Origin of the sequence: Parahoeflea alexandrii, assembly GCF_027214025.1 — a bacterium.
Classification (GTDB): Bacteria; Pseudomonadota; Alphaproteobacteria; order Rhizobiales; family Rhizobiaceae; genus Hoeflea; species Hoeflea alexandrii_A.
In genome coordinates this window covers 245,721-269,026 of the sequence record NZ_JAPWHB010000006.1, presented here as the reverse complement: position 1 = coordinate 269,026, position 23,306 = coordinate 245,721, and the positions used below count along the sequence as shown (strand labels likewise).

22 protein-coding genes and 2 pseudogenes are annotated in these 23,306 nt (G+C 59.7%); 6 read left to right on the top strand and 18 right to left on the bottom strand.

Annotated elements, in window-relative coordinates:
- Positions 1-227: 227 nt before the first annotated feature.
- Genes O4H62_RS20470 through O4H62_RS20430 form a run of 9 tightly spaced genes read right to left on the bottom strand, consistent with a single transcriptional unit; the run spans position 228 to position 8,494 of the window.
- Positions 228-995 carry an SDR family NAD(P)-dependent oxidoreductase gene (locus tag O4H62_RS20470; protein ID WP_269390659.1) on the bottom strand — a complete coding sequence of 256 codons (768 nt, stop codon included), beginning with the start codon at positions 993-995 and terminating at the stop codon, positions 228-230.
- Positions 992-2,497 carry an amidase gene (locus O4H62_RS20465; RefSeq protein ID WP_269390657.1) on the bottom strand — a complete coding sequence of 502 codons (1,506 nt, stop codon included), beginning with the start codon at positions 2,495-2,497 and terminating at the stop codon, positions 992-994. Before O4H62_RS20465 ends, O4H62_RS20470 begins: the two co-directional genes overlap by 4 nt.
- On the bottom strand, positions 2,455-3,294 hold the full coding sequence (locus O4H62_RS20460; protein WP_269390654.1) for a polysaccharide deacetylase family protein: 840 nt from the start codon (positions 3,292-3,294) through the stop codon (positions 2,455-2,457). Before O4H62_RS20460 ends, O4H62_RS20465 begins: the two co-directional genes overlap by 43 nt.
- A gap of 19 nt (positions 3,295-3,313) precedes the next feature.
- Positions 3,314-4,054, bottom strand: coding sequence for an SDR family NAD(P)-dependent oxidoreductase (locus tag O4H62_RS20455; RefSeq protein ID WP_269390652.1), 741 nt, complete (start codon positions 4,052-4,054; stop codon positions 3,314-3,316).
- Positions 4,051-4,764, bottom strand: coding sequence for an ABC transporter ATP-binding protein (locus tag O4H62_RS20450; RefSeq protein WP_269390651.1), 714 nt, complete (start codon positions 4,762-4,764; stop codon positions 4,051-4,053). Before O4H62_RS20450 ends, O4H62_RS20455 begins: the two co-directional genes overlap by 4 nt.
- Complete coding sequence (locus tag O4H62_RS20445; protein WP_269390650.1) at positions 4,757-5,539, bottom strand: ABC transporter ATP-binding protein; 783 nt, start codon at positions 5,537-5,539, stop codon at positions 4,757-4,759. Before O4H62_RS20445 ends, O4H62_RS20450 begins: the two co-directional genes overlap by 8 nt.
- Entirely contained in the window at positions 5,536-6,444 is a 909-nt protein-coding gene (locus tag O4H62_RS20440; protein ID WP_269390649.1) for a branched-chain amino acid ABC transporter permease, read from the bottom strand. The genes O4H62_RS20445 and O4H62_RS20440 overlap by 4 nt, the downstream gene beginning before the upstream one ends.
- A 1-nt stretch (position 6,445) precedes the next feature.
- Complete coding sequence (locus O4H62_RS20435) at positions 6,446-7,327, bottom strand: branched-chain amino acid ABC transporter permease (RefSeq protein WP_269390648.1); 882 nt, start codon at positions 7,325-7,327, stop codon at positions 6,446-6,448.
- Between the two features lie 15 nt (positions 7,328-7,342).
- On the bottom strand, positions 7,343-8,494 hold the full coding sequence (locus tag O4H62_RS20430) for an ABC transporter substrate-binding protein (RefSeq protein WP_269390647.1): 1,152 nt from the start codon (positions 8,492-8,494) through the stop codon (positions 7,343-7,345).
- A 110-nt stretch (positions 8,495-8,604) separates the two neighbouring features.
- Between O4H62_RS20430 and O4H62_RS20425 the strand changes: the two genes are divergently transcribed.
- Positions 8,605-9,366, top strand: coding sequence for an IclR family transcriptional regulator (locus tag O4H62_RS20425; RefSeq protein ID WP_269390645.1), 762 nt, complete (start codon positions 8,605-8,607; stop codon positions 9,364-9,366).
- A 287-nt stretch (positions 9,367-9,653) separates the two neighbouring features.
- Here O4H62_RS20425 and O4H62_RS20420 read toward each other — a convergent pair whose 3' ends face one another.
- On the bottom strand, positions 9,654-10,052 hold the full coding sequence (locus tag O4H62_RS20420) for a hypothetical protein (protein ID WP_269390930.1): 399 nt from the start codon (positions 10,050-10,052) through the stop codon (positions 9,654-9,656).
- Here O4H62_RS20420 and O4H62_RS20415 point away from each other — a divergent pair.
- A pseudogene (locus O4H62_RS20415) lies at positions 9,994-10,165 on the top strand (ATP-binding protein); the annotation flags it as partial. The gene O4H62_RS20420 and the pseudogene O4H62_RS20415 sit on opposite strands and share 59 nt — an antisense overlap.
- A gap of 145 nt (positions 10,166-10,310) precedes the next feature.
- On the opposite strand, the gene O4H62_RS20410 reads toward O4H62_RS20415, so the two are convergent.
- From O4H62_RS20410 to O4H62_RS20385, 6 genes are all read right to left on the bottom strand, one after another.
- Positions 10,311-11,069 carry an ATP-binding cassette domain-containing protein gene (locus O4H62_RS20410; RefSeq protein WP_430538495.1) on the bottom strand — a complete coding sequence of 253 codons (759 nt, stop codon included), beginning with the start codon at positions 11,067-11,069 and terminating at the stop codon, positions 10,311-10,313.
- A gap of 61 nt (positions 11,070-11,130) precedes the next feature.
- On the bottom strand, positions 11,131-12,228 hold the full coding sequence (locus O4H62_RS20405; RefSeq protein ID WP_269390642.1) for an ABC transporter permease: 1,098 nt from the start codon (positions 12,226-12,228) through the stop codon (positions 11,131-11,133).
- 65 nt (positions 12,229-12,293) lie between these two features.
- Positions 12,294-13,238, bottom strand: a complete 945-nt coding sequence (locus O4H62_RS20400; RefSeq protein ID WP_269390639.1) for a sugar ABC transporter substrate-binding protein — start codon at positions 13,236-13,238, stop codon at positions 12,294-12,296.
- 256 nt (positions 13,239-13,494) lie between these two features.
- The gene (locus O4H62_RS20395) at positions 13,495-14,334 is read right to left on the bottom strand and encodes an intradiol ring-cleavage dioxygenase (protein WP_269390638.1); all 840 of its coding nucleotides are present in this window, start codon (positions 14,332-14,334) and stop codon (positions 13,495-13,497) included.
- 388 nt (positions 14,335-14,722) lie between these two features.
- Positions 14,723-15,010, bottom strand: a complete 288-nt coding sequence (locus tag O4H62_RS20390) for a YciI family protein (protein ID WP_269390636.1) — start codon at positions 15,008-15,010, stop codon at positions 14,723-14,725.
- 393 nt (positions 15,011-15,403) lie between these two features.
- Positions 15,404-16,072, bottom strand: coding sequence for a GntR family transcriptional regulator (locus O4H62_RS20385; RefSeq protein WP_269390634.1), 669 nt, complete (start codon positions 16,070-16,072; stop codon positions 15,404-15,406).
- A 567-nt stretch (positions 16,073-16,639) separates the two neighbouring features.
- Here O4H62_RS20385 and O4H62_RS20380 point away from each other — a divergent pair.
- From O4H62_RS20380 to O4H62_RS20365, 4 genes and pseudogenes are all read left to right on the top strand, one after another.
- A complete protein-coding gene (locus O4H62_RS20380) occupies positions 16,640-17,425 on the top strand; it encodes an SDR family NAD(P)-dependent oxidoreductase (RefSeq protein WP_269390633.1) in 786 nt (261 codons plus the stop codon).
- Positions 17,422-18,195 carry an SDR family NAD(P)-dependent oxidoreductase gene (locus tag O4H62_RS20375; RefSeq protein ID WP_269390631.1) on the top strand — a complete coding sequence of 258 codons (774 nt, stop codon included), beginning with the start codon at positions 17,422-17,424 and terminating at the stop codon, positions 18,193-18,195. The genes O4H62_RS20380 and O4H62_RS20375 overlap by 4 nt, the downstream gene beginning before the upstream one ends.
- 121 nt (positions 18,196-18,316) lie before the next feature.
- Positions 18,317-19,378 carry a ketopantoate reductase family protein gene (locus O4H62_RS20370; RefSeq protein ID WP_269390629.1) on the top strand — a complete coding sequence of 354 codons (1,062 nt, stop codon included), beginning with the start codon at positions 18,317-18,319 and terminating at the stop codon, positions 19,376-19,378.
- Positions 19,379-19,546: 168 nt separating this feature from the next.
- Positions 19,547-20,442 (top strand): annotated as a pseudogene (locus tag O4H62_RS20365) (IS630 family transposase).
- A 205-nt stretch (positions 20,443-20,647) separates the two neighbouring features.
- Here O4H62_RS20365 and O4H62_RS20360 read toward each other — a convergent pair.
- Both O4H62_RS20360 and O4H62_RS20355 read right to left on the bottom strand, forming a co-directional pair.
- Entirely contained in the window at positions 20,648-22,099 is a 1,452-nt protein-coding gene (locus tag O4H62_RS20360) for an NAD-dependent succinate-semialdehyde dehydrogenase (protein WP_269390628.1), read from the bottom strand.
- Between the two features lie 26 nt (positions 22,100-22,125).
- Entirely contained in the window at positions 22,126-23,283 is a 1,158-nt protein-coding gene (locus tag O4H62_RS20355; RefSeq protein ID WP_269390627.1) for an iron-containing alcohol dehydrogenase, read from the bottom strand.
- Positions 23,284-23,306: the final 23 nt, after the last annotated feature.

Genomic DNA, 23,306 nt, shown 5'->3' with positions numbered 1-23,306 from the left:
GGTCGGTTTAGTTATCTTTTATGGCAATGCACCGAATGGGGATCGACATAAGCAACTTCGATTTTTCCCGCCTAAAGAAACCGGGCAGACACACCATCAGGATTAACAGGTCTTATGCTCACAACACCAAATTCTCTTGAGAGGTCCATTGCATAGTGATGCTGCTGAAGCGTCGGACAGCCAATCCTTAGGAAAACGCCCAAGCGTTGGCCGAAATTTATCGAAGCTTACGCTAGGCGACCGCCATCCACCGGCAACGCGACACCGGTGGTAAAACGCGCCATGTCGCTCAGTAAGAAGACAATACTTTGCGCAACTTCTTCCGGTGTGCCCAGCCGCCCCATCGGATGGGCCGCAATGACGTTCTTCCGCCGATCTTGCCGGGCCTTCTCATCAAGGCCGGGCAGTGCAATCGACCGGTCCGTCATGGGGCCTTCTATGGTCCCGGGGCAGATGCTGTTGATTCGTATGTTGTCGGCTGCGTGATTAAGCGCCAGGTTCCGCGAGAGCATTATCACCGCCGCCTTCGTAACGGAGTAGAGATTGAGGCTGCGTGAAGCTTCCAGTCCTGCCGTGGATGACAAGAGGACCACGGAGCCCTCTTTGGCGGCCTGCATTTGCGGCAGAACCGCGCGGCACAGAAGCCAGAGGGCCCGGGTGTTGAGAGAAAACGTCATGTCGTATTCCTCCTCTGTGACATCCATCAGCTTCTTTACAGGCCCCAGCATCCCGGCGGCCCCGACGAGCCCGTAGACCGGACGTTCGAACGCTTCGCGCGCATAATCGGCCAGGGCTTGGACTTCAGTGGCGACGGTCACATCAAGACATCGGCCTCGTGAGCGCGGACAAAGGGCAAGCGTCCGATCGAGGCTTTCCTGATCGATGTCGGCCAGAACTAGATCCGCGCCCTGTTTCGCCAACACCACGGCAGTGGCCCTCGCCAGTGCCCCTCCTGCTCCCGTGATGAGCACGGTTCTGCCGGCAAAATCCATCATGCACCCCTGCTTGTTCTCTCCATTTCCGCCAATCGCGGGAATTGTGCGGCGTCCTTCCACAGGCGGCTTTTCTCCAATTGGCCCGAAAGCGCCAGGACGATGTCATCGCGGCCGAAATGCCCGATCAGTTGAACCCCGACCGGCAGCCCCTCATGACGCCACATTGGCAGGCTCGCTGCCGGCTGGCCGGAGGCGTTTATAATCGCCAGAAAAGCGGTCAGCTTGCCGGCATTTTCACGGAACTCCTTGAAGCTCCGTACTTCGGTCGAAATAGTCCCGAGCTTCACCGGCAAGGACGTGAGCGTGGGGCTTATGATGATGTCGCATTCCGACATCATCTCCACCATCATTCGTCCAGTGGCATGAAGCAGGTTTATCGCCTGGACATAGCTTCCTCCCAAGGTGGAACGGCCTAGATTATAGCCGTCGAGGATCGCAGGCTCCAAGTCATCTTCCGTCACCATACGCCCGCTGCCGGCCAATTTCTTGTCCACCGAGGCAGCAATATTCACCGACATGATCGTGATGATTGCCGCAATGAAGGCGGGATAATCAAAAACGGGGGGCTGCAGCCGGACAACATAATGACCGAGCGAACGACAAGCCTCGGCGGTTGCCTCCGCCGCGGCCAGACAAGGCGCGTCCACATCCAGTCCCCACGGGTCAGTCCAGAGCCCGATACGCAGGGGTGGTACGGAACCATTCCGAACGGCATCTTCAAAGCCGCCGCGAAATGACGGACTGGCATAAGGCGCGCCAGGTTCCATGCCGCCGACGAGATCCATGACGCGCGCTGTATCCCGAACACTGCGGGACAGAACGCCGTCGCATGCCAGCCCCCCCCAGCCCTCTCCACGGAATGGACCCATGGGCACAAGGCCGCGGGACGGTTTGAGGCCGAAGATTCCGCAGCTGGCTGCGGGAACCCGTATAGAGCCGCCACCGTCGCTGCCATGGGCAATCGGTACTACGCCAGCTGCAACCGCGACCGCTGCCCCGCCTGACGACCCGCCTGAGGAACGGGTCAGATCAAACGGATTTCTGGTCGGCCCGCCATTGCAGAGCGCCTCCGTGGTCGGAGCCATGCAGAATTCGGGCACGGCGGTTCGCGCAAAGCTGATGAATCCAGCCTTCCGGAAACGCTCTGTCAGCGTAGCGTCTCGGGCAAAGCTTGTGTTTTTAAGCAAGCGAGAGCCCGTGCTCGACTGCAGGTCCGTAGAGGCAAGTCCCGAATCCTTCAACAGGAAGGGCACCCCGTCGAAGCGTTCCCCGCCGGGGGTGCATTTTTCCGCGTCGACCATCGCCGCCGCGTACCTGCGATAAGTGATCGCATTGCAGACGCGGTCCACGACTTCGGCCGCATCCTGCGCCAGCCGCATGGCGTCCTTAGGAAGCAGTTCGCCCTTGGACAGCGCAGCCGCGAGGGCGATGCCATCCATGCTCCGGTATTCCGAGAAGTTCATTCCGAGGCCGCCAGTGCCGAGCCGCTGCTGCTCAGCCATGCATCACATACTTCATGACCACGGGCAAACCAGACATCGGGGAACTGCTGGAGCCATTCGATCATTTCCCGCAAAAGCCGTATCCGCGAAGGACGACCAGTAAACTGGGGGTGCATCGTGAGATTGAACACACCGCCCCACTCACGGATTTCCTCAAATTCCGCCTGCCAGATCTCCAATAGGTGGGAATTGGTCATGATTGTCCGGGGAGTCCGGGTGGAAAACATGGTGAACGGGGCGTCGTCCAGGCTCCAGTGCACGGGTATCTCAACCACCGACCTGCCGGTTGTCGAATGCAGATAGGGGTGCACCGTGTCCATTAAGGAACTGTCGTAGTGAAGCCCGTATTTTGCCAGGAGCGAGATCATGTTGGGGCTGGTTTCCCAGGCCGGCGAGCGAAATCCCCGGGGCTCGATTCCCTTGGCCCGCAGCGCCTCGAGCCCGCGCACGAACGCTTCTTCTTCCTTTTCCGGTTCCCGCGGATCGATCCATTCGTGGAGATAGCCGTGATGGCCGATCTCATGGCCGTCCTTCAGGATGGCGTCGGTTCGATCCGGATAGGTTTCAGCCGTCCAGCCCGGGACGAAGAACGTCGCCGGAACACCGGCCGCCTTGAGGGTTTCGAGGATTTTCGGAACGCCCACCTTCGCGCCATACTGGCCCTGGGACAACGTCCCGGGCCGCAACGCATTTTCAGGGTCGCGGGACAACCAAAGCGTATCGGCGTCGAAATCGAAAGTGAGCATGACGGCGACCCGTTTGCCGCCGGGCCACGTAACTGGAGCGAATTCGTGCATGGTAGTCCCTTTCATGAATTCAGTTGGGTCCGCGGACCGCCAGCCATCCGCCATCGACCGCGAGAATCTGGCCCGAGACGAAGCGCGCGCGATCCGAGGCAAGAAAGAGGATAACGTCGGCCACGTCCTCGGCCGATCCGATCCGCTTGAGCGGTGTTCCGCCGATCATTGTGCGCTGGTATTCCTCGTCATTCTCGATCTTGTCGCGCGTCATGGCCGTCAGGATCACGCCTGGCGCCACGGCATTCACCCGAATGCCGTGCGGGCCGAGATCGGCGCACAATTGGCGGGTGAGTTGCGACACTGCGCCTTTGCTTGCCGCATAGGCGGCGGTGCCGGCACGGCCGACATGGCCAAAGACCGAAGTCACGTTGACCACTGATGAACCGGAACGCATATGAGGAATCAGGTCCCGAGTAATCCGCATCACCGATCGGAGGTTGACCCCGAGGATCCGGTCGATCAAGGCGTCATCGCTATCGGCCAGCGAGCGGGAGCCGCCGATGCCCGCGCAATTGGCCAGTATATCCAGGCCGTTCATTCGCTCGGCGGCATCCCTGATCACAGATGGCGCTTCCTGCGATGCCACATCCAGCCGGATTGCGGTGCACTTGCGGGTCGACATGACATCGTCATTGAGGTCAACGGCAAGCACATGCGCGCCGGCAGCGACAAAACCATCCAGCGTCGCCAATCCGATCCCGCTGTTTGCGCCGGTCAAGACCACAGACCGGCCCTCAAAGTCATCGCTCCAGCTCATGCCCCGCTTCCCAGGTAATAGGCCTTGAGGTCACTTGTATCGAAATCAGGCCCATTGAGGCGAGAATGGGCAATGCGGCCTTCCCTGAGTATGTGAATCTCCTCGGCGAGTTCCACGGCCATGGACACGTTCTGCTCCACCAGCAGCATGGTCAGGCCTGTCTCCCGGAGACCACGAAGGATGTCCGAAATCTCACCCACGACCTTTGGGGCCAGAGCGGCGGATGGCTCGTCCAACAGCAGAAGCTTGGGGCGCGACATCAGAGCCCTGCCCAGGGAGAGCATCTGGCGTTCGCCACCCGACAAGACGCCCGCCGCGGCCTTGCGGCGAACCTTGAGTCGCGGAAACTGGGAGTAGACCCGGTCCAGGTCCTCTGCGATTCCGCTCTTGTCCTTGCGCCGGTGAAAGGCGCCGATGAGGATGTTCTCCTCGACCGACATCCCCGCCAGGACTTCCTTGCCTTGCGGCACAAGGCACATTCCGTGCTCGGTCATTGCATTCGCCGGCAGTCCGTCGATCCTCTTGCCGTCGAGGGTGATCTGGCCTTTGACAGGGGTGACGAGGCCCGCCAAGGTCTTCAACGCGGTCGACTTGCCCGAGCCGTTACTGCCCAGGATGGCGCTGAGCTGGCCTTGCCGCACCGTGAGATTGAGATCGTGCAGGATCATGACTTTGCCGTAGCCCGCGTCCACATTCGTGCATTCAAGCATTTTTTCCGCGCCCCAATCCGATGTAAGCTTCAATGACCTCGGGCTGGTTGACAACCTCCGCCGGGGGGCCGTCCGCAATCTTCTGGCCGTAATCGAGCACCACCACCCGGTCACAGACCGATTGGACGACGCGCATGACGTGCTCGACCAGGAGAATGGTGACGCCGAACTCATCCCGCATGCGGCGTATCATCTCGATGAGGCGGTCGACATTGTGGGGCGCAAGCCCAGCCGCGGGCTCGTCCAGAATGAAAACCGTCGGTTCGGAGGCCAGGCCGCGGGCCAGTTCGACCATGCGACGCTGTCCGATTGACAGGTCCGCGGCCAAATCTGAGGCTTTCTCCTCCAGATCAAAGAGTTTCAGCATTTCGCGTGCCGTAACGCCCGCTGCGGCGCGCTGCCGCCGCGCGGCTGGCGTTCGAAAGAACGAGGAAACGTAACCTGGCCCCTCCTTCTGCTGCAGGGCCAACGCGATGTTGTCTTCGACGGAGAGAGTTCCGAACAGCCGGATCATCTGGAAGGTGCGGGCGACACCCCGGCGGGCCATCTGGTGGGCAGGCGCACCCGTGACATCCTGTCCGCGCATCACCACCTGGCCGGAAGTGGGAACCAGGACCCCGGAAATCAGATTGACCACCGTCGACTTGCCCGACCCGTTCGGGCCAATCAGTCCTGCGATCTCTCCCTCGTTCACCGAGAACGACAGATTGTCGAGAGCCACCATGCCGGCGAACGACTTGCTCAGCCCTCTCGCCTCAAGAATCGGCGGGGTCATTTCGCTTTCCTTCCAGTCAGGGCTCCGACTACGCCTTGCGGCATAACCATGATCATGAAGATCAGGAGAGCGCCGTACATAATGTGCTTGTATTCGGCGAGGTCAGACAGCACCTCGGGGAGGATGGTCAGGATCAGTGCCCCCACGATGGGTCCCCAGAACTTGCCGCGCCCGCCGAGCACGACCATGGCAACGATGGTGGCCGAAGTCATGACGGTGTAATCGTTGGGCGTGACGCCACGGATGTGGTGCGCCATGAGGACGCCTGCGCCACCGGCCAGGGCCGAGGAAATCGCGAAGGCGACGATCTTGATGACATTCGTGTCCATGCCGATGGTGCGGGCGAGTGTCTCGTCGTCGCGGATCGCGGTCAGAGTATCGCCGAACCGGGACTGGGTCAGGAACCAGACGAACAGGCAAGCGACAAGGGTGCAGCCTAGCGTCACGAAGTAGAAGGTCGAGACATTGCCAAGCTCCGGGCTCACCTCGACGGGCAGGCCGTAATGCCCCCCGGTGAGGTCCGTCCATTGCGCCAGCACCAGATAGACAACCGTCTGGAATGCTATGGACATGATTGCCAGAAAATGTCCCTGGAGGCGGAGTGATGGCAGCCCGAGAAGCACGCCGAACAATGCGGCCGCGGCCATGCCCGCCGGCAGGTGCGCCCATAGGTCAGTGCCGAAGCTGCGTTGCATCATCGCCGCGGTGTAGGCGCCTATCCCGAAAAAGGCCGCGTGGGCGAAGGAGAACTTGCCGGTCCAGCCCATCATGATGTCAAGGCTGGATGCCAGGATCACGTAGATCAAGGCGATGATCGCGACGTTGATGAAGTAACCGCTTTCCAGGACGGCGGGCAGCGCACAGGCGATCGCCGTTGTCAGCAGAAGGATCAGAGGAGTTCGCATGTCAGGATCTTTCAGTCTTCAGACCGAATAGTCCTTGCGGGCGGACCGCCAGAACAAGGATCACGATCAGGAAGCCAACTATGTCGCGGAGTTCGTTGCCCATGTATCCCGCCACGAGCGACTCGATGAGCCCGAGCGCAAGCCCCACGATGATGGCGCCCTCTATGCTTCCCATGCCAGCAACAACCACGATGATGAAGGCCTTCATCACAATCAGGGCCCCTGAATTGGGCTGCACCATGAAGACGGTCGACATCAACGCGCCCGAAAGGCCCGCCAGAACGCTTCCTATCACGAAGGTGATCAGCGAGACGCGGCGGACATTCACTCCGCTGATGAGAGCTACGGTCGGGTTTTCAGACAGGGACCGCAAGGCCCTGCCGGTCCAGGTGTAGCGCAGGACCAACAGCAGGGCGGCCACGATGACGGCCATCGCAGCCACGATGGCGATCCGTTCGGCGGTGATGAAGACATTGCCGATCTGGATCGCCCCGGGAGCAAATCCGCTTTTTACGGCCATGGGCTCTGCGCCCACAGTCTTCAGCATCAGGTTTTGAAGCAGGACGGAAAGGCCGAACGATGCAATGATTGCATTGGTCGGGTCCTTTCCGCCCAGGGGTCTGAAAACCACTCGTTCCACAACCAGTCCGAATGCCGCCATCACTACCGCGACGACCAGAAGGGTGGGGAGGGCAGGCAAGCCAAGCAGCTGCGAGCCGAGAACCGCTGCGAAGCCCCCCAGCATGTAGAACTCGCCGTGGGCAAAGTTCACGATGTGAAGAATTCCGAAGATAAGGGTCAGCCCCACCGCGACGAGCACATAGCCCGATCCGATGACCAGCCCGTTCGTCAGAAATTGTGGCAATAATACGAGATCAGACACCATGTGCTCCGGGCCTTAGTCGAAAGGAAGCCATTCGCGCTTGCCGTTGCGGACGATCGCGAGACCGATCTTGAAGGGCACGCTGCCTTGCTCGTCAAAGTCGGCGACGGTGCCCTGCGGCCCCTGCACCAGCGGGACGTCGTCCATGCCTTTCAGTGCGGCCTGGATGGCGGCGCCGTCGGCAACGCCGGCCCGGCGCACGGCCTCGATCAGGACGTTCATGGAGTCATAGCCAAGCGCGCTGTAGACGTCCGGCTCCTTGTTGAACTTGGCGCGGAAGCGTTCGGTAAAGGCAGCGCCGAATTCGTTGGGCGTGCTGGGTTCAAACATTGAGGAGACAGCAAAGCCCTCCGATGCGGGACCGGCGAGTTCAATCAGCTTGTCGCTCATCATCGAGCCGGAGCCCATGATCTGCGTCTCGACACCCAGTTCCGCTGACTGCTTGATGATCTGCGCACCTGCATCCATCAGCCCGGCGATGTAGACCGCGTCCGGCTGGGCCGCGCGCACCTTCGTCAGGACCGAAAAGAAATCGCGCTCATCGGGGTTGTAGGTTTCGGTGAGGATGATAGCTCCCCCCACTTCCGCAAGGTTGGCGGCAAGCGAGTCGGACAGCGACTTTCCGTAAACCGAATTTTCGTGCAGCACGGCGACCTTGGTCGCATCCAACTTTTTCACCATGTCGACGGCCGACTGACGCGCCTGTTCGCGGCTGCCGGGGAAGGCGCGGAAGAACCAGGGATCGCCTGCCTCGTTGTAATCGGTCACGTCGGACGACGTCGAGCCTGCGGAGATCATCGGAACCTTGAATTCCCGCGCGACCTTCGTCGCAGCAAGCGCCACGCCGCTGACATAGGTTCCGCTGATGGCGGCCACGCCCTCCTGCTCGATCAGCTTGCGGACAGCCGTCACGCCCTTGGTCGCATTACCTTCGTCGTCCTCAATGACAAGTTCGACTTGTTGTCCGAGGACGCCGCCCTTGGCGTTGTTCTCTTCTGCCGCGAACTGGATGCCCTCGAGGATGGAGGTCCCTGCCAGCGCCGCGGGGCCCGAGAGCGGAAGCATGACTCCCAGCTTGACCGGTTTGTCCTGCGCGAACGAGGACCCTGCAAAGACGGAAACGGAGATAGCCACAGCCATTGCGCTCAGTGAAACGATGGATCGCATTACAAACTCCTAGTTGATCTTTTATATTGCATTGTAATATGATAAATCTTAATTTGATATTGTGTATCATGTCAAGACCGGCGGACGGGCGCCGGTGAGGAGGACAAATCATGAATGAAAACAATTCTCTCTATATGAAATCGCTGGAGAAGGCATTCGTGCTGCTTCAGGCTTTCAACGACCATTCCAATGGCGGACACATGACGCACAAGGAGATGCAGAAGGCCTCCGGCCTAGATTCCAGCACGGTCCAGCGGCTCTCCTACACCCTGGTCCAGCTGGGCTATCTCGAGCGGGGCTCGAACCGGACCTATGGGATCGGACGTAAGTTCCTGGAACACGCCTTCGAGTTCCTGCGCAATTCGCCGGTAGTCCAGCGCGCCAGCCCGGTCCTGATGCAGCTTCAGGCCGAGACAGGCGAGCGAGTGGACGTAAGCCTCTTCAACGACCTGACGATGATCTACGTGCTGCGGCGTCAGACGAAACGTCAGACCTTCTACGCAACTCTGATCGGCCGGCAGGTTCCCACCTTCGCCAGCACCGGCGGACGGGTCGTGCTGGCCCATCTCGACCGCCAGCAGCGTGAAGATATCCTGGAGCGCTCGAACCTGAGGAAGATCACCCCAAAGACGATCATCGATAAAGCCGAAATCCTTGAGCGAGTCGATCAGGCCCGCGAGAAGGGCTATGCGCTGTGCATGGAGGAAATGATGCTGGGCGAAATCGTTCTGGCCTCCCCAATTCTGCAAAGCGACGGCACGCCACTCGGCGCAATCCACATCTCCGGATCCCTCGCCGACTGGACTGTTGAGGCGTTCGAAGAACGCAATGCTCCTCTGGCCATCCAGGCGGCGCGCTCAATATCGACATAACGCATCAGGGGCACTTCATGATGCCTCCAACGTGGCGCGAGTTCTACCAGTGGGGATTATGTGTGTTCGGTCAATCGACGGCATATACCATACTCCTGATGCAGATACGGCACGAGAACACTTGGTGAAGGGGCTCCTGACGCTTGCCGATGCAGCCGATCGAATAGCCGCAAATTCTGATATCTTAAATAGAAATACGTTTGTGTCGCGCCTATCCGAATATCCGGGGGTTTACTTCGCTTGCCCTGAGATAGTTATCTGCTGCCGTGTAAGTATATTCAGACGCATTAACGCGAATTCTCAGTAGGCCGTAGTCTCATAATGGCGCATACGGAGCCTGAGGCATGCGAGCTTGGGCATTGCGAGGAATGGTAAGCCGAGCTTGTCTTATCACCTGGCATGCGGACGTCGCGGATGTCGACATTGGTATCAAGCGTCCATAGGCCGATTTCGATTCTGGCCTGCCCGGCAGAAGTCACTACTCCATCGACGGCGGTGAATGAATGGGCTTTTTCGAGGTGTTCTTGACCGTTTTCATGTTGATCCGGGACATGTCCGCGTTCAACCCTTTCGCGCTCCAGCAGGACGGTATGGCCGCGTCTGGAGTAGACGTCGGCGGTTGTCAGCGGTGCTTTGCTGTTCCATCTGCAGAGCAAGCTCCATGAGCGCACCAGCAGCATCATCACCACCAATCTCCGCTTCAGCGCGTGGGCCAGCGGGTTTGGCGACCGCCAAGATGAGCACTGCGCTCCTCGATCGGCTCACCCGTCACTGCCGCATCCTCGAAACTGGAACTTGACTGCAACACCAGACCAGAAACAAAGACGGGCCATTTCTCAGTGGAAATCACCACGCAGATCTTCGCCCTGGACCCGATCAAGACGATGCCATCCAGCGCATTCCGGTGGCGACCTTCGCGGGCGGCGCCCGCGGAGGTCGCGCGCTCAGACGGTGCCGCCGAGGCTACCCTCAAGCTCGACAAGCTCCTGGCCACCGGCCATCAGGTCCTGCAGTTCCCCGGCGGTGATCTCGTCGCGAACCGCGGTACCCAGCGTCTTGCCCCGGTTCAGAACAGTGAACCTGTCACCAACCGCCATGGAATGGCGCACATTGTGTGTGATGAAGACAACCCCGATGCCCTGGCTGCGCACCTTGTCGATGGTCGCCAGCACCTTGGCTGTCTGGCGCACGCCAAGCGCCGAAGTCGGCTCATCGAGGATGAGCACCTTGGCGCCGAAATAGACGGCTCGTGCAATCGCGACGGTTTGGCGCTCGCCGCCTGACAGGGTGCCGACCGCCTGATCCGGGCCGCGAAGATTGATGCCCATCTTCCGCATCTCTTCCATAGTGATCTCGTTTGCATGCTTGAAGTCCATTGACTTGAAGATGCCACGACCGCGTTCCGGTTCGCGTCCCATCCAGAAGTTTCGGGTCACCGACATCAGTGGAATCATGGCAAGGTCCTGATAGACAGTGGCGATTCCGGCCTCCATCGCATCGCGCGGGGACTCGAACTTCATCTCCTTTCCCTCGAACCGGATCGAACCGTGCGTCGGCTTGTGGACGCCGGCCATCGTCTTGATGAAAGTCGACTTGCCAGCGCCATTGTCACCCAGAAGACAATGGCACTCGCCGGGATGGATGTCGAAACTCACGCCGGCCAGGGCGATGACCGGACCGAAGTGCTTTTCGATGTCCGTCATTTCGAGGAGCGGTTGCCTGCTGGTCGCATGGCCATGGTGGAACCTGGTATCCTGGGTCATCTCAACGCTCCCCCGTGATCATGCGTCGAATATAGGTGTTCAGGACAACCGCCAAGATCAGGATTGTGCCGAGGAACACCCGGAACAGCGAACTCTCGGCGCCCGAGAAGAACAGCCCCTGCTGCACGACGCCGAAGATCAGCGCGCCCAGCGCCGCGCCGACGACGGATCCGTACCCGCCGGTAAGCAACGCGCCGCCGATGACCACGCAGATGATCGCCTCGAATTCCTTGAGGATGCCGCGGTCGGCGGCGGCGGATCCGAACTCCATTACCTGGCTGGTGGCCAGGACTGTTGCGCAGAATGCCGAAAATACGAACATGGTGATCTTGACGCGATTGACGGGTACACCGACGTAACGCGCCGCGACCGGGTCGCCCCCGGAAGCAAAGATCCAGTTGCCGAACCTGGTTCTCGACAGAAGCCAGTGCCCGAAAACAATCAGCCCGATGGCCCAGACCATCAGCATTGGCAGCCCCTCGACAACCGGTTGCCCGATCTTGGTGCCCCGCACATAGGTGTCGATCAGGCCGATATCGGCAAGGAACTGAAACACCGGCTTCAGGATGACGCCGCCGAAAATGAAAGCGATCCAGTCGCCTTCGCTTGCATCGCGCACGCCGCCGATAATCGTCTGGCGGGTGGTGGCGACGGCGAGAAAGATCGTCATGCCGCGAAGGATATACAGAAATGCCAGCGTCACGATGAACGACGGAAGCCCGGTCTTGATGACAAGGATGCCGTTGAGTGCGCCGATAGACATGCAAACGACAAAGGCGGCGATTATAGACAACCACATCGGCCAACCGAGCTGAACCGACAGGATGGCGATGATGATCCCCGCGAAGCCGATCATCGACCCCACCGAGAGATCAAATTCGCCCGCAATCATCAGCAAGCACGCGCCGACCGCAATGATGGCAAATTGCGCGGAAACGATCCCCCAGTTCATGATGCCGTCGGCAGCGAACATGCCGCTGTCTCCGGCGACGATCAGGAAAAAGGCGAACACCAGGACCACCCCGGCAAGCGCGCCGAGCTCCGGCCGGATCATGGCCTTTCGAAGTGCCGAGGTCTTTTTAAGCCTCTCGTCAGTCATGAAAACGTTACCTCCAATGCGAGGAGTCCGAGGCAACGGGATTCGTTGCCGCGGACAATCCTTGGTTAGCGATATTTACCCGCAAATTGGGCGATCTGATCGATGTTGTCCTTGGTGATGAAGCCGGGTCCCGAGTTCACATTGTGCGGGATCCGGATCCCATAGCGGACATAATTTGCAAGCGCGATGACCGGAATCTGGCCCTGAAGGAAGGGTTGCTGGTCGATCGCGTAGTTGATCGTCCCGCTCTTGATTGCGCCGGCGATTGCTTGCGAGTTGTCGAAGGTGCCGAAATTGATTTCGCCAGCCAGCCCCATTTCTTCCAGCGCGAGAATGGTCGGTTCCGCGGCATTCGGGCCGACGGCAAGAATGGCGTCGATATCCTGGTTGACGCGAAGATAGGCTTCAACGCGGCTCTTCACTTCGGCGGGATCGGACCCGACATCGATCATCTGATCCGTGAACTCCTGTCCCATGCCCTCGGCGAACCCACGGCAACGTTCAGTCAGCGGAGCATTGTTGATCTGATGGTTCACGCAGACGAAGTTGGTGGCGCCCTCGCCGGCCGCACGCTTGCCGGCGGCAAAGCCCGCATCATATTCGGGCTGCCCCACATGCATGAGCGCGCCCAGTTCCGCCGATTGCTCCTGTGTGCCGGAGTTTACCGTGATCGTTGGGATGCCCTTGGCAATGGCGTCCTTGATCGGGCCTGAGACCACGTCATAATCCGGAATGGTGACGACAATTCCGTCGGGGTTCGAGGCTGCGCTCTGTTCGATAATGCGGGCCATGTCGCCGAGGTCGCCGTTGGGGGGATTGCGAATGTCGACCGTCACGCCCATCTGGGCCTCGGTATCGCTGATCGCGTTCTTGATGACGTTCCACCACGAGTCCGAATCAGGCGAATGATAGATGAACACGAAGTGTTCGCCCTCGGCGGATGCGGGTGCTGCAGTAAGGGTGAATGCCGCAGCTGCGGCTAGTACCATCTTTCTCAAGTTCAGTTTCAATGTCTTCTCCTCCGTAAATGTCTTCCCCACTTCGACACCGCCGGGGAAATTGCGGTCGTCTCCATCCGGGTTACGGACAAAGAAGCTGCGCCAATTGAGCCACAGGCACGCCTGGGATGGTCAAGCTGTGGGATTGGGGCCTGTTTGCTGCGGGCCAGACAGACCCGCTTCGGACCGAAGCGCGGGACTTCCGGCCATTCCCGGTGTTTGAGCTGTCCGTGTGTGAGCCCGTATCGATCCGGCAAAATCGTCTCCCTCAGAGTGGCGCGAGCACGAAATCGAAGGTCGACCGCCATGCGGCATCTTCGGCATCGGTGCGTTCGTATCGGGCAATCAGGGATTCCTTGACGCCGAAAACGGCATCCGACTCGAGATATGGGTCCGCCTCAACAAAGGTGTGCGTTACCAGCCGCTGATACCCTGGTTTGGTGACGAGGAAATGCATGTGGGCGGGCCGATAGGGGTGCCGTCCCATGCTTTCGAGCATCTTGCCGACAGGGCCATCGTCGGGAATCGGGTAGGATGTCGGCTTGATGCCCCTGAACGCATAGCGCCCGTCCTCGTTCGTCAAGAACCGGCCGCGATTGTTCCACTTCGGTTGAATTCCGGGCTGCTGAACATCGTAGAAGCCCTCAGCATTGTCCGACCAAACGTCGACACAGGCGCCCTGAATCGGCTGCCCATCCAGATCGAGCACTTTGCCCTCGAAGAGACAAGGCTCGCCTTTGCCGTCAAGGCAAATGGTGTCGCCCATAGCGCGAACCGGAGCGTCCGCCACGTGGAACGGTCCGAAGACCGTATTCTCGGTCGCGCCTTCGGGACGTCGGTTGTTCACCGCGTCGACCAACATCGACACGCCGAGCACGTCCGACAGGAGTATGTATTCCTGGCGTTCCTGGGAGCAGATCTGCCCGGTCTTCGTGAGGAAGTCGACGCCGATTTCCCATTCCTCCGGCGTCAACTCGGTTTCCTTCACAAAGGCATGCATGTGGCGCACGAGACTGGACATCACCTCGACAAGGCGGGGGGGTGCATCCGGACCCATGCGCTCGATGGCGATCTCAGCCGAACGGGCTTCCGAGAAGTGGGACTTCATGTGGCTATCTCCTTTTCCTTGTCCGGCAACAGGGGAGCCGGGCTATCCACGATAAGCGCGCGGAAAAGCGCGTTTGGCCGCTATTCTGCGAAAGAAAGGGCGCGGATTGCAGCATGGTGTTGCGAGCCCGGTCGCGATTGCGCGCCGGATATCGACTTCATCGTGGCCGAATGACGTCAGTGCCGCGTGAACACCGATACACCACGAAAACACGCGGCGAAGTCCCGAATAGTCGAACTTCTCCCCGGCCTGACAGCGGTTCGACAGGCCGAACACAGCGTGTCCCCGCGAACCCTGGTATCTGGAAGCTGGGCTGAAAACACATTTTTGATTTCCTTGTTGCTTATCGCCCCGATCCGGCGTTCGCCAGAACAGGTGCTTTGGCGCATCATCCGCGATTGTCGACACGTTTCTCAAAGGAATGGATGTTGACCGTCTTCCAGACATTCGCCTGGCTGAAAGGATCGGCCCGGTTGAATGCAACCGCAGCCTCCCTGTGATCGGCCTCGAGCAGGAACATCGAGCCGATCATGGTTTTATTGTCGTCAGCGAGCAGTGGGCCGGAAATCACCGTCCTGACAGAGGCTGCGGCAAGATAGGCCTTGTGCGCATCATAGTGAGCGAGACGCTTGTCAGCGGCATTCTCATGATCGAGGCAATGCACAACAAAATACATGTCCGGAGTCCCCCTTGTTCTCATTCGCGGACCCGCCGCCTCGGCGTCGGAACCTTGTGACGAGGTAGCGCCAGAATAGTCCGTTTGGATAGCTTATCGGGGCGCGTCACCTATAATTTCCAAAAATGTACCATCCATATTTTATTTTGGAAAGTCTGATTTTCATATTGTGGGAATTTTTCGGAAAACTCAGGCGCCCCACCCAAGCCTGCGGTGGTATGGAGGAAGGATCAGTGCAGCCCGGAGCGCCGACATTACCGGCCACGGGGACCCATCAGGAATGCCGGGTCCAGCACACGTGAAAACTGTGTATCCCGAGAGCTTTAAGCATGAGGACTTGTGTAATACGGCTGGCGGAGTACACGCGTCGACCGGCGCCTTGGCAGCAGAACGTTACCGGCCTCGCTGGAGCCCGCTTTCGAGTATCATGTCGACGGTCACCTGATAGTGCGCGGACAGCAATTCGGTTGTGCGAGCCGCATCGCCATCGACGAACGCGTTGAAAATCCTGGCGTGCTCGTCTCGTTCATTGCGCTCTGGATAAGTCGAGGCGCAAAGAATCCGATAGCGCTCCGCCCGATCGAACAACTTCGAGCAGAAAGCGGTGACCGGCGCCAGTCCGCCGGACTCTATCAGTGACATGTGAAAGTTCTTGTGCAGCTTTTCCCATAAAATAGAGAGTTTACCATCGGTAAAACGCCTCTCCTTGCTGAGCCGGTGATAGGCTAGAACAATCCGTTCTTCCGCCTCGACATCCTTTCGCTCTATACCCGCCGCGATGGCTGCGCCCTCAATCAGGATACGCGACCGCACGATCTCGCGCAGTTCCGCCTCGGAAATCGGCGCGGCACGAAAGCCCTTGCGTTCTTCGCGCAATACCCAGCCCTCCGAGTCGAGCCGGTTCAACGCTTCCCTGAGCGGGCTGATTCCGATGTCATACTTCGCCCTCAGATTGTCGAACAACAGCTTGCCGCCGGGCGGAATCTCTCCGTTCATGATGTCCCGACGGATCGTTTCATAAACCGAACTGGCGCGTGTCAGAGCTGTTTCACTGTCTTTCAATCTATCTACTCCGGAAACTGTAATCGGGCGCGGCAGACCAATCCGAGGAAACCTCAAGCATTGCCCGGTCGCGCTTGCGCCGCAAGATCAGCCGCATCCACACGGTGCGCAATAGCATCACGATAGGTAGGAATCATCAAATAGGCAAATATTTTGGAAAGTTTCTACCTACTTTGTTTGAGGTTCAGGAGTTCCGGGCCATTCCCGATCGGCGCTTGGTTCACCCCCTCCCTTCGTTGGAAGGAGTCCGTTCTTCACATCAGCGAAGTCCAGGGATTGCAACGAATGGACGCAATAGCCGAACGATTTTTTGTGGAAAATATATTGACTACGATTATTTTATGGAAAATAACTATGCGAGAGCGGTCTCGCCATAGCCGGTGAAGCCAGACAGATGCGGGGAATTGCTGGTTTAAACTGACCATCTCGGTGGAGCCGCAATCGCAAGGCGTCGGACGCGCCTAGCGCCGGAAAAGCTTCAGCTTGATTCACCTGCGCCCTATTGTCCACGAGAGAAACAGCCGCAGTACATGCGATGATTGTTAGATTTCAAACGAGGGAGCGAACATGAGTTCTGAAAATCTTGGCGGAGTGATCATCACAGGGTCGGCGCGCGGCATCGGCCGTGCGATCGCGGATCATCTTGCCCAAACCGGCTACGGTATCGTCATTGCAGATCTGGATGAATCGGCGGGGACCAGAGCCGCCGCTGAAATCCAAAAAGCCGGCGGCAATGCGTTATTCCGCCATGTGAACGTGGCGGACCGCAAATCGGTCGCTGCGGCGGTCATGGCCTGCGAAGAGGCATTCGGCTTCATTCACGCCATCGTCAACAATGCCGGCTTCAACCGGCCACAGCATTTTCTGGAGACTACCGAGGACAACTGGAACAAAATCATGACGATCAACGGCCTCGGCGTATTGATCGGGATGCAGGAAGCGGCCAAGGCCATGATCGCGGCCGGCCACAAGGGCAAGATCGTCAATACCGCCTCCATCGCCAGCCGCAGCGGTGACGCGGAATGGGTACCCTACTGCGCAAGCAAAGCCGCCGTCGTGAGCATGACGCAGGCGGGCGCCAAGGCGCTGGCGCAGCACGGAATCAACGTCAACGCTTTCGCCCCCGGCGTCGTGCAGACCGATTTGTGGACACAGCTCGACAAGGACCTGATGGACATGGGCATTTCCTCCAGACCGGGTGAAGCGATGCAAAACTTCTCCCAGAACATTCCTCTCGGTCGCACCTCGACGCCGCAAGACGTGGTGGGAACCGTCGCATTCCTGATTTCTCCGGCTTCCAACTACATGACCGGTCAGTGCCTGATGATCGATGGCGGGATGATCATGCAATGAGTGGGGCGAGGCTTGCAATATTGACAGGCGCCGCCGGCCATATCGGGCGTGCGACCGTGGAAAAATTCGCTGCGACCGGATGGTCGCTGGTGATCACGGACGTGTCGGCGGCGGTGGACGAGATCGCCAGCACAGCGGCCGGGAAACACGGGACCACCGTCATCGGCGTCCAGGCGGACATTGCAGCTGAAGAGGGCGTCATGGAGGTGACGGCTGCTGCAGAGGGAACCGGGGTGCCAGTCACCTTCCTCGGCTTGATCGCGGGTATCAATCACGAAGCGGCCCCGGTTGACCAGATCGATATGAATGTTTGGGATCGGGTCCTTTCGATAAATCTCAGGGCCAACGTCCTGATGATGAAGCACTGCGTGCCGTTGCTGCGCAAGTCGGGGGGAGGCGCGATCGCTACAACTTCGAGCTGGTGGGGGCGGGCCGCGCACCCATATTTCAGCGCCTATTGCGCCTCCAAGGCGGGTGTCATCGCACTAACCCAGAGCGCCGCCGGAGAACTGGCGCCGCACATCAGGGTAAACTCGGTCGCCCCGGGCAATGTCGGCACCCCGATGCACTACGATGCGCTTGAAGTCGAAGCCAGGGAACGCCGTATCCCGGTCGCGGAGATGCAGGAAATCGAATGGGCCAAGATCCCGCTCGGGCGCCCCGCCGAACCCGCCGAAATCGCGGCCGCGTTTCATTTTCTTGCTTCACCGGAATCCTCCTATCTCACCGGAGCGGTGCTCGATGTGAACGGAGGCTGCGGATTCTACTAGGGATTCTACAAAAGAACGTAAATTCAAAAGCTTGAAACAGTATGGGCAGGCGCTTGCAGCGACCTGAGCGGAGGATTCCGTCCGTTTGCTGCGCCCCGCTCCACAGAAAGGAAAAGAAAGCATGACCCCGGAAACGACCCAAAGGCCCCGGATCGCATTCCTCGGAACGGGCGCGCAGGGAGCATCGATCGCCGCCGACTTCGCCCTTGCCGGGCTCGATGTCACATTCATCGATCAATGGCCGGCCCATGTCGAAGCGATTCGCGAGAAGGGGATCACGGTCAATCTTCCCACCCGCACGATCAATGCCAAAGTGCCAGCCTTGCATCTCTGCGAAGTCGCCGAGATAAGGGAGAAATTCGATATCGTGTTTCTCGTGGTCAAGGCCTATGACACGCGCTGGGCCTGCGAACTGATCAAGCCGGTCCTGGCGCCGGATGGTCTTGTCGTCGGGCTTCAGAACGGAATGAGTCACCAGGATATCGCCGCCGTCATTGGCCGCGACCGCACCATCGGCGCCGTGATACAGATCGCCTCTAACATGTGGACGCCCGGCGTTACCACCCGTCAGAACGACCATGATGAGTCCTGGTTCGCGCTCGGCGCGCTGGATCCAGAGACGCAGAAACGCGTCGAAGGCCTCGCCGAGCTTCTCAGGCATTCGGGAACCGTCGAGGTGCATGAGGACATCCACTCCGCCAAGTGGATGAAGCTTGTCGTCAACGCCGCCGAGCTGATCCCCTCCGCCATAATCAACACCGAGCTCCGGGGCGCGGCCAAGGTTCCCGGCATGCTCGAAGTGATGCGGGCGGCCGGCTACGAGGCCATGGAGGCCGCGCTGGCGGACGGGGCGACCATCATGCCGATCATCGGCATGCCGCCGGTGATGAGCAACCATCCCGAGCGTTATGTCGACGAGATCTTCGAAAAAGTCCTGAGCACCTATTCCGAGGATGACACGCTCACCACTTCGCTCCAGGACTGGCGCAAGGGACGTCGCGCCGAGGTTGACGATGTCAATGGCCGGGTTGTCGAGACATTGCGCGAGAAAGGGCGCGATGCTCCGGTAAACCGGCGCGTTGTGGAGATCGCCATGGAGATCGAGGCGGGAAAGCTTGACGTGAAAAGCGAAAACGTCGCCCTTCTGGTCGAGGCGTACCATGCGGCGGTGAAAGGGGATTGATGCAGCGCCACTTCCAAGGATATCGATAAAACATCAATCTAGAGCATTTCCGTCCTTTTCTTAGTCGGACCGGATTCCCAGATCAGCTTTGTACTGATTGACCGATGCTGGCTGGATGGAGGCCAGCATCTCATGACCGCACCTTGATCGAATGATCTTCGTGAGCGTGTGGTTGCAGCGGTGTTGAACGACGAAAGCAGTCGAGCTGTCGCGGCTCGTTTCAATATTGCCGTCTCTTCGGTGGTGAAATGGTCGCGGCGCTATCGCGCGACCGGATCGGTTTGCCCTGGCAAGATGGGAGGCCATCGCAGGCGCATTCTTGAGCCGCACCGCGGCTTCATTGCCGAGCGGCTCAATCAAAACCCGCATCTGACGCTGCATGGCCTGAAGACTGAGCTGGCATCACGGGGCATTGCCGTCTCCCGCAACACGATCTGGGACTTCATCCTCAGCGAGGGGCTGCGCTTCGAAAAACACTGTTCGCCCTTGAACAGGCGCGCGCCGACGAGAGTGATGGAAGGCCTTGCAACATCATCTTGATCCTAACGCCTCGTCTTTATCGATGAGACCTGGATCAAGACCAACATGACGCCCATCAGGGGCTGGGGACCAAAAGGCAAGCGTCTGCGGGCGTGTGCGCCGCACGGCCACAGGTGCACGCTGACATTTCTCGGGGCGCTGAGGAACGATCGGCTGACGGCGCCGTGCGTCTTCGACGGGCCGATCAACGGCCAGTGCTTTCGAGCCTATGTCGAGCAGCAACTCGTCCCCATCCTCAAGCCGGGCGACATCGCCGTCATGGACAATCTCGGCAGCCACAAGGCGCGGCTGTCCAACAGAGCATCAAAGCCGCCGGTGCGAGGCTGTGGCTCCTGGCGCCGTACTCACCCGATCTCAATCCGATCGAACAGGCCTTTTCCAGGATCAAGCACTGGATGCGCCTCGCACAAAAGCGAACCATCGACGAGACGTGGCCTCATATCGGCAGGCTGGTCGAAACAATCCAACCACACGAATGTGCCAATTATCTCACCAACGCTGGGTATGCTTCCGTTAGAACATGAATTGCTCTAAGCCAAATTCGGGCAGAAACTCCATTTACCCCCTGCTATACCGTTTCCCCGGGCCACGTCTTTCTCAAGCGCCACGATAACGCTTGCTGAACAACTCCACACTCTGGCAGCAGCCTTCTGTCAACGTATCCGAAACGGCTCTTTCTCAACCATATCCCAAATATGCAACTTAACCGCTTCGGGCAGCCTTTAACCATCAGACACTCATGCAGAGATACTTGATCTCAAGGAAGTCCTCGATGCCGTATTTCGAGCCCTCGCGTCCGAGACCGGAGGACTTGATGCCGCCAAACGGCGCCTCGGCGGTCGAAACCAGACCGGTGTTGATGCCGACCATGCCGCTTTCGATCTCTTCCGCCACCTTCCAGACGGTGGAGATATCGCGCGCGTAGAAATAGGCGGCGAGACCGAACTCGGTGTCATTGGCGAGCGCGATGCCCTCGTCGATCGTGTCGAAGGTGATGATCGGCGCCACCGGTCCGAAAGTCTCTTCAGAGAGAACCTTCATCCCCTTGGCCACCCCGGTCAGCACAGTTGGCTGGAAGAAGGTGCCGCCCAGGTCCGAGCGCTTGCCGCCGACAATCACCTTGGCTCCCTTGCTGACCGCATCCTGGACGTGATCCTCGACCTTCTCGAGTCCCGCCGCGTCGATCAGCGGGCCGATCTGAACACCATCGTCCATGCCGTCTCCGACCTTGAGCTTCGCGGTGGCGGCAGCGAGCTTCTCGGCGAAGGCGGCGGCCACGCCGCTTTGGACGAAGATGCGATTGGCGCAAACGCAGGTCTGGCCTGAATTGCGGTATTTGGCGATCATCGCTCCCTCGACCGCCTTGTCGAGATCGGCATCGTCGAAGACGAGGAACGGGGCGTTGCCGCCGAGTTCCAGCGACAGTTTCTTGATGTCGTGGGCGCACTGTTTCATCAGGATGCGGCCCACTTCGGTCGAACCGGTGAAGGTGAGCTTGCGCACTTTCGGGTTCGAGCACATCTCGCCGCCGATACCCTTGGAATCGGTGCCCGGGATCATCGACAGGACCCCCTTGGGGATGCCGGCGCGCTCGCCGAGCACCGCCATGGCGATGGCCGAAAGGGGCGTTTCCTTGGCCGGCCGCGCCACGAAGGTGCACCCCGAGGCGAGCGCTGGCGCCACCTTGCGGGCAATCATGGCGTTGGGGAAGTTCCATGGCGTGATCGAGGCGACGACACCGATCGGCTGCTTGATGACAACGATACGCTTGTCGGCCTGATGGCCGGGGATGACATCGCCATAGACGCGGCGGCCTTCCTCGGCAAACCACTGGATGAACGACGCGCCATAGGCGATCTCGCCCTTGGCCTCGGCCAGCGGCTTGCCCATCTCGGCGGTCAGGATCTTGCCCAGATCGTCCTGATTTTCCAGCATCAGGTCGTTCCACTTGAGCAAGATCGCGCAGCGCTCCTTGGCAATCTTCGCCCGCCAGGCCTTCTGCGCCTCATAGGCAATGTCGATCGCCTTCCTGGTGTCCTCTGCGGTCAGGTCCGCGACATCGGCGATTGTCTCGCCGGTCGCCGGATTGGTGACCGCGAAGGTCTTCGATCCCGAGACCCACTCCCCGCCGAGAAGACCGCGGGTTTCGAGCAGGGACGGATCGGACAGGTTGAGTGTCATGACTGGGTCCTTTCTTCAGCCGTCTGTCAGTAGGCGGCGCGGTAGATTGCCAATGCGTCTGCTTCGGTCACCGGGCGGGGATTGTTGACCAGAAGCCGGGTCTGGTTCATCGCATCCGATGCTAGTTTGGGGAGAATGTCCTCGGGAATGTTCATCGCCCGCAGATTGGGCTGAAGGCCGCAGTCGCGCGAGAGCTCCGCAAGCTTCTCGCAGAAAGCGGCCGCGCGCTCCTGACCCTCGAATTTCGACAGTTCCGGAAAGGCGTAAGGGGCCAGTTCGGCATAGGGTTGCGGCGACGTGACGATGTTGAAGCGCAGCACATGCGGCAGAACCAGCGCGTTCGACAAACCATGCGGGATATGGAAATGCCCGCCCAGCGGATAGGCGAGCGCATGGACGGCCGCCACCGGGGAATTGGCGAAGGCCTGCCCGGCGAGCATGGAGCCGAGCAGCATGTCCGACCGCGCTTCGGTGTCCGACCCCTCATGCACCGCCCTAAGGATCGATCGCCCCATCAGCGTCAGCGCCTGGGTGGCCAGCATGCGCGAAAGCGGATTGTTGTTGGCGCTCGCCGACGCATAGGCCTCGATGGCATGCACCATGGCGTCGATGCCGGTTGCTGCCGTCACATGGGCCGGCAGCCCGTAGGTGAGTTCCGGATCGAGAAGCGCGATATCGGGCAGGATCACCGGCGAGACCACGCCCATTTTCTCGTTGGTTCCGGTCGTAACGATAGATATCGGCGTGACTTCGGATCCGGTGCCGGACGTTGTCGGCACCAGGATGAGCGGCAGACGCGGCCCCTTGGCATTTCCGACACCGTAGACATCCTTGATGCTTTCCCTGCCGAGCGCCAGAAGCGACACCAGCTTGGCAACATCCAGCGAAGACCCGCCGCCCAGACCGATAACCCCGGCGATATCAGCAGCCTTGGCCTGCTCGACCGCTTTCAGGATGACAGATTCCGGCGGATCGGCCTCGACATCCTTGAACAGTTCCACCGAAATCCCCGCCGAGGCGAGAATCTGCAGCGCACGGTCGACGATGCCGGTCGACATCATGCCGGGGTCGGTGACGAGCATCACCCGCTCGCCGATCTGCGCCTTGACCAGATCGCCGATCCTGTCGAGGGCGCCAGCGCCGAACTGGATCGACTTCGAGGTGTTGAAGGTGAATGGATTCATCGTCTTCTCCGATATTGCGGGCC

Coding starts and splice junctions, on each gene's coding strand:
- O4H62_RS20410 (WP_430538495.1), bottom strand. CDS start 11,069: ATGACGGACATCGAAAAGCACTTCGGTCCGGTCATCGCCCTGGCCGGC.
- O4H62_RS20440 (WP_269390649.1), bottom strand. CDS start 6,444: ATGCGAACTCCTCTGATCCTTCTGCTGACAACGGCGATCGCCTGTGCG.
- O4H62_RS20390 (WP_269390636.1), bottom strand. CDS start 15,010: ATGTATTTTGTTGTGCATTGCCTCGATCATGAGAATGCCGCTGACAAG.
- O4H62_RS20445 (WP_269390650.1), bottom strand. CDS start 5,539: ATGACCCCGCCGATTCTTGAGGCGAGAGGGCTGAGCAAGTCGTTCGCC.
- O4H62_RS20360 (WP_269390628.1), bottom strand. CDS start 22,099: ATGACACTCAACCTGTCCGATCCGTCCCTGCTCGAAACCCGCGGTCTT.
- O4H62_RS20450 (WP_269390651.1), bottom strand. CDS start 4,764: ATGCTTGAATGCACGAATGTGGACGCGGGCTACGGCAAAGTCATGATC.
- O4H62_RS20380 (WP_269390633.1), top strand. CDS start 16,640: ATGAGTTCTGAAAATCTTGGCGGAGTGATCATCACAGGGTCGGCGCGC.
- O4H62_RS20375 (WP_269390631.1), top strand. CDS start 17,422: ATGAGTGGGGCGAGGCTTGCAATATTGACAGGCGCCGCCGGCCATATC.
- O4H62_RS20395 (WP_269390638.1), bottom strand. CDS start 14,334: ATGAAGTCCCACTTCTCGGAAGCCCGTTCGGCTGAGATCGCCATCGAG.
- O4H62_RS20370 (WP_269390629.1), top strand. CDS start 18,317: ATGACCCCGGAAACGACCCAAAGGCCCCGGATCGCATTCCTCGGAACG.
- O4H62_RS20405 (WP_269390642.1), bottom strand. CDS start 12,228: ATGACTGACGAGAGGCTTAAAAAGACCTCGGCACTTCGAAAGGCCATG.
- O4H62_RS20465 (WP_269390657.1), bottom strand. CDS start 2,497: ATGGCTGAGCAGCAGCGGCTCGGCACTGGCGGCCTCGGAATGAACTTC.
- O4H62_RS20460 (WP_269390654.1), bottom strand. CDS start 3,294: ATGCACGAATTCGCTCCAGTTACGTGGCCCGGCGGCAAACGGGTCGCC.
- O4H62_RS20355 (WP_269390627.1), bottom strand. CDS start 23,283: ATGAATCCATTCACCTTCAACACCTCGAAGTCGATCCAGTTCGGCGCT.
- O4H62_RS20425 (WP_269390645.1), top strand. CDS start 8,605: ATGAATGAAAACAATTCTCTCTATATGAAATCGCTGGAGAAGGCATTC.
- O4H62_RS20470 (WP_269390659.1), bottom strand. CDS start 995: ATGATGGATTTTGCCGGCAGAACCGTGCTCATCACGGGAGCAGGAGGG.
- O4H62_RS20430 (WP_269390647.1), bottom strand. CDS start 8,494: ATGCGATCCATCGTTTCACTGAGCGCAATGGCTGTGGCTATCTCCGTT.
- O4H62_RS20455 (WP_269390652.1), bottom strand. CDS start 4,054: ATGAGCTGGAGCGATGACTTTGAGGGCCGGTCTGTGGTCTTGACCGGC.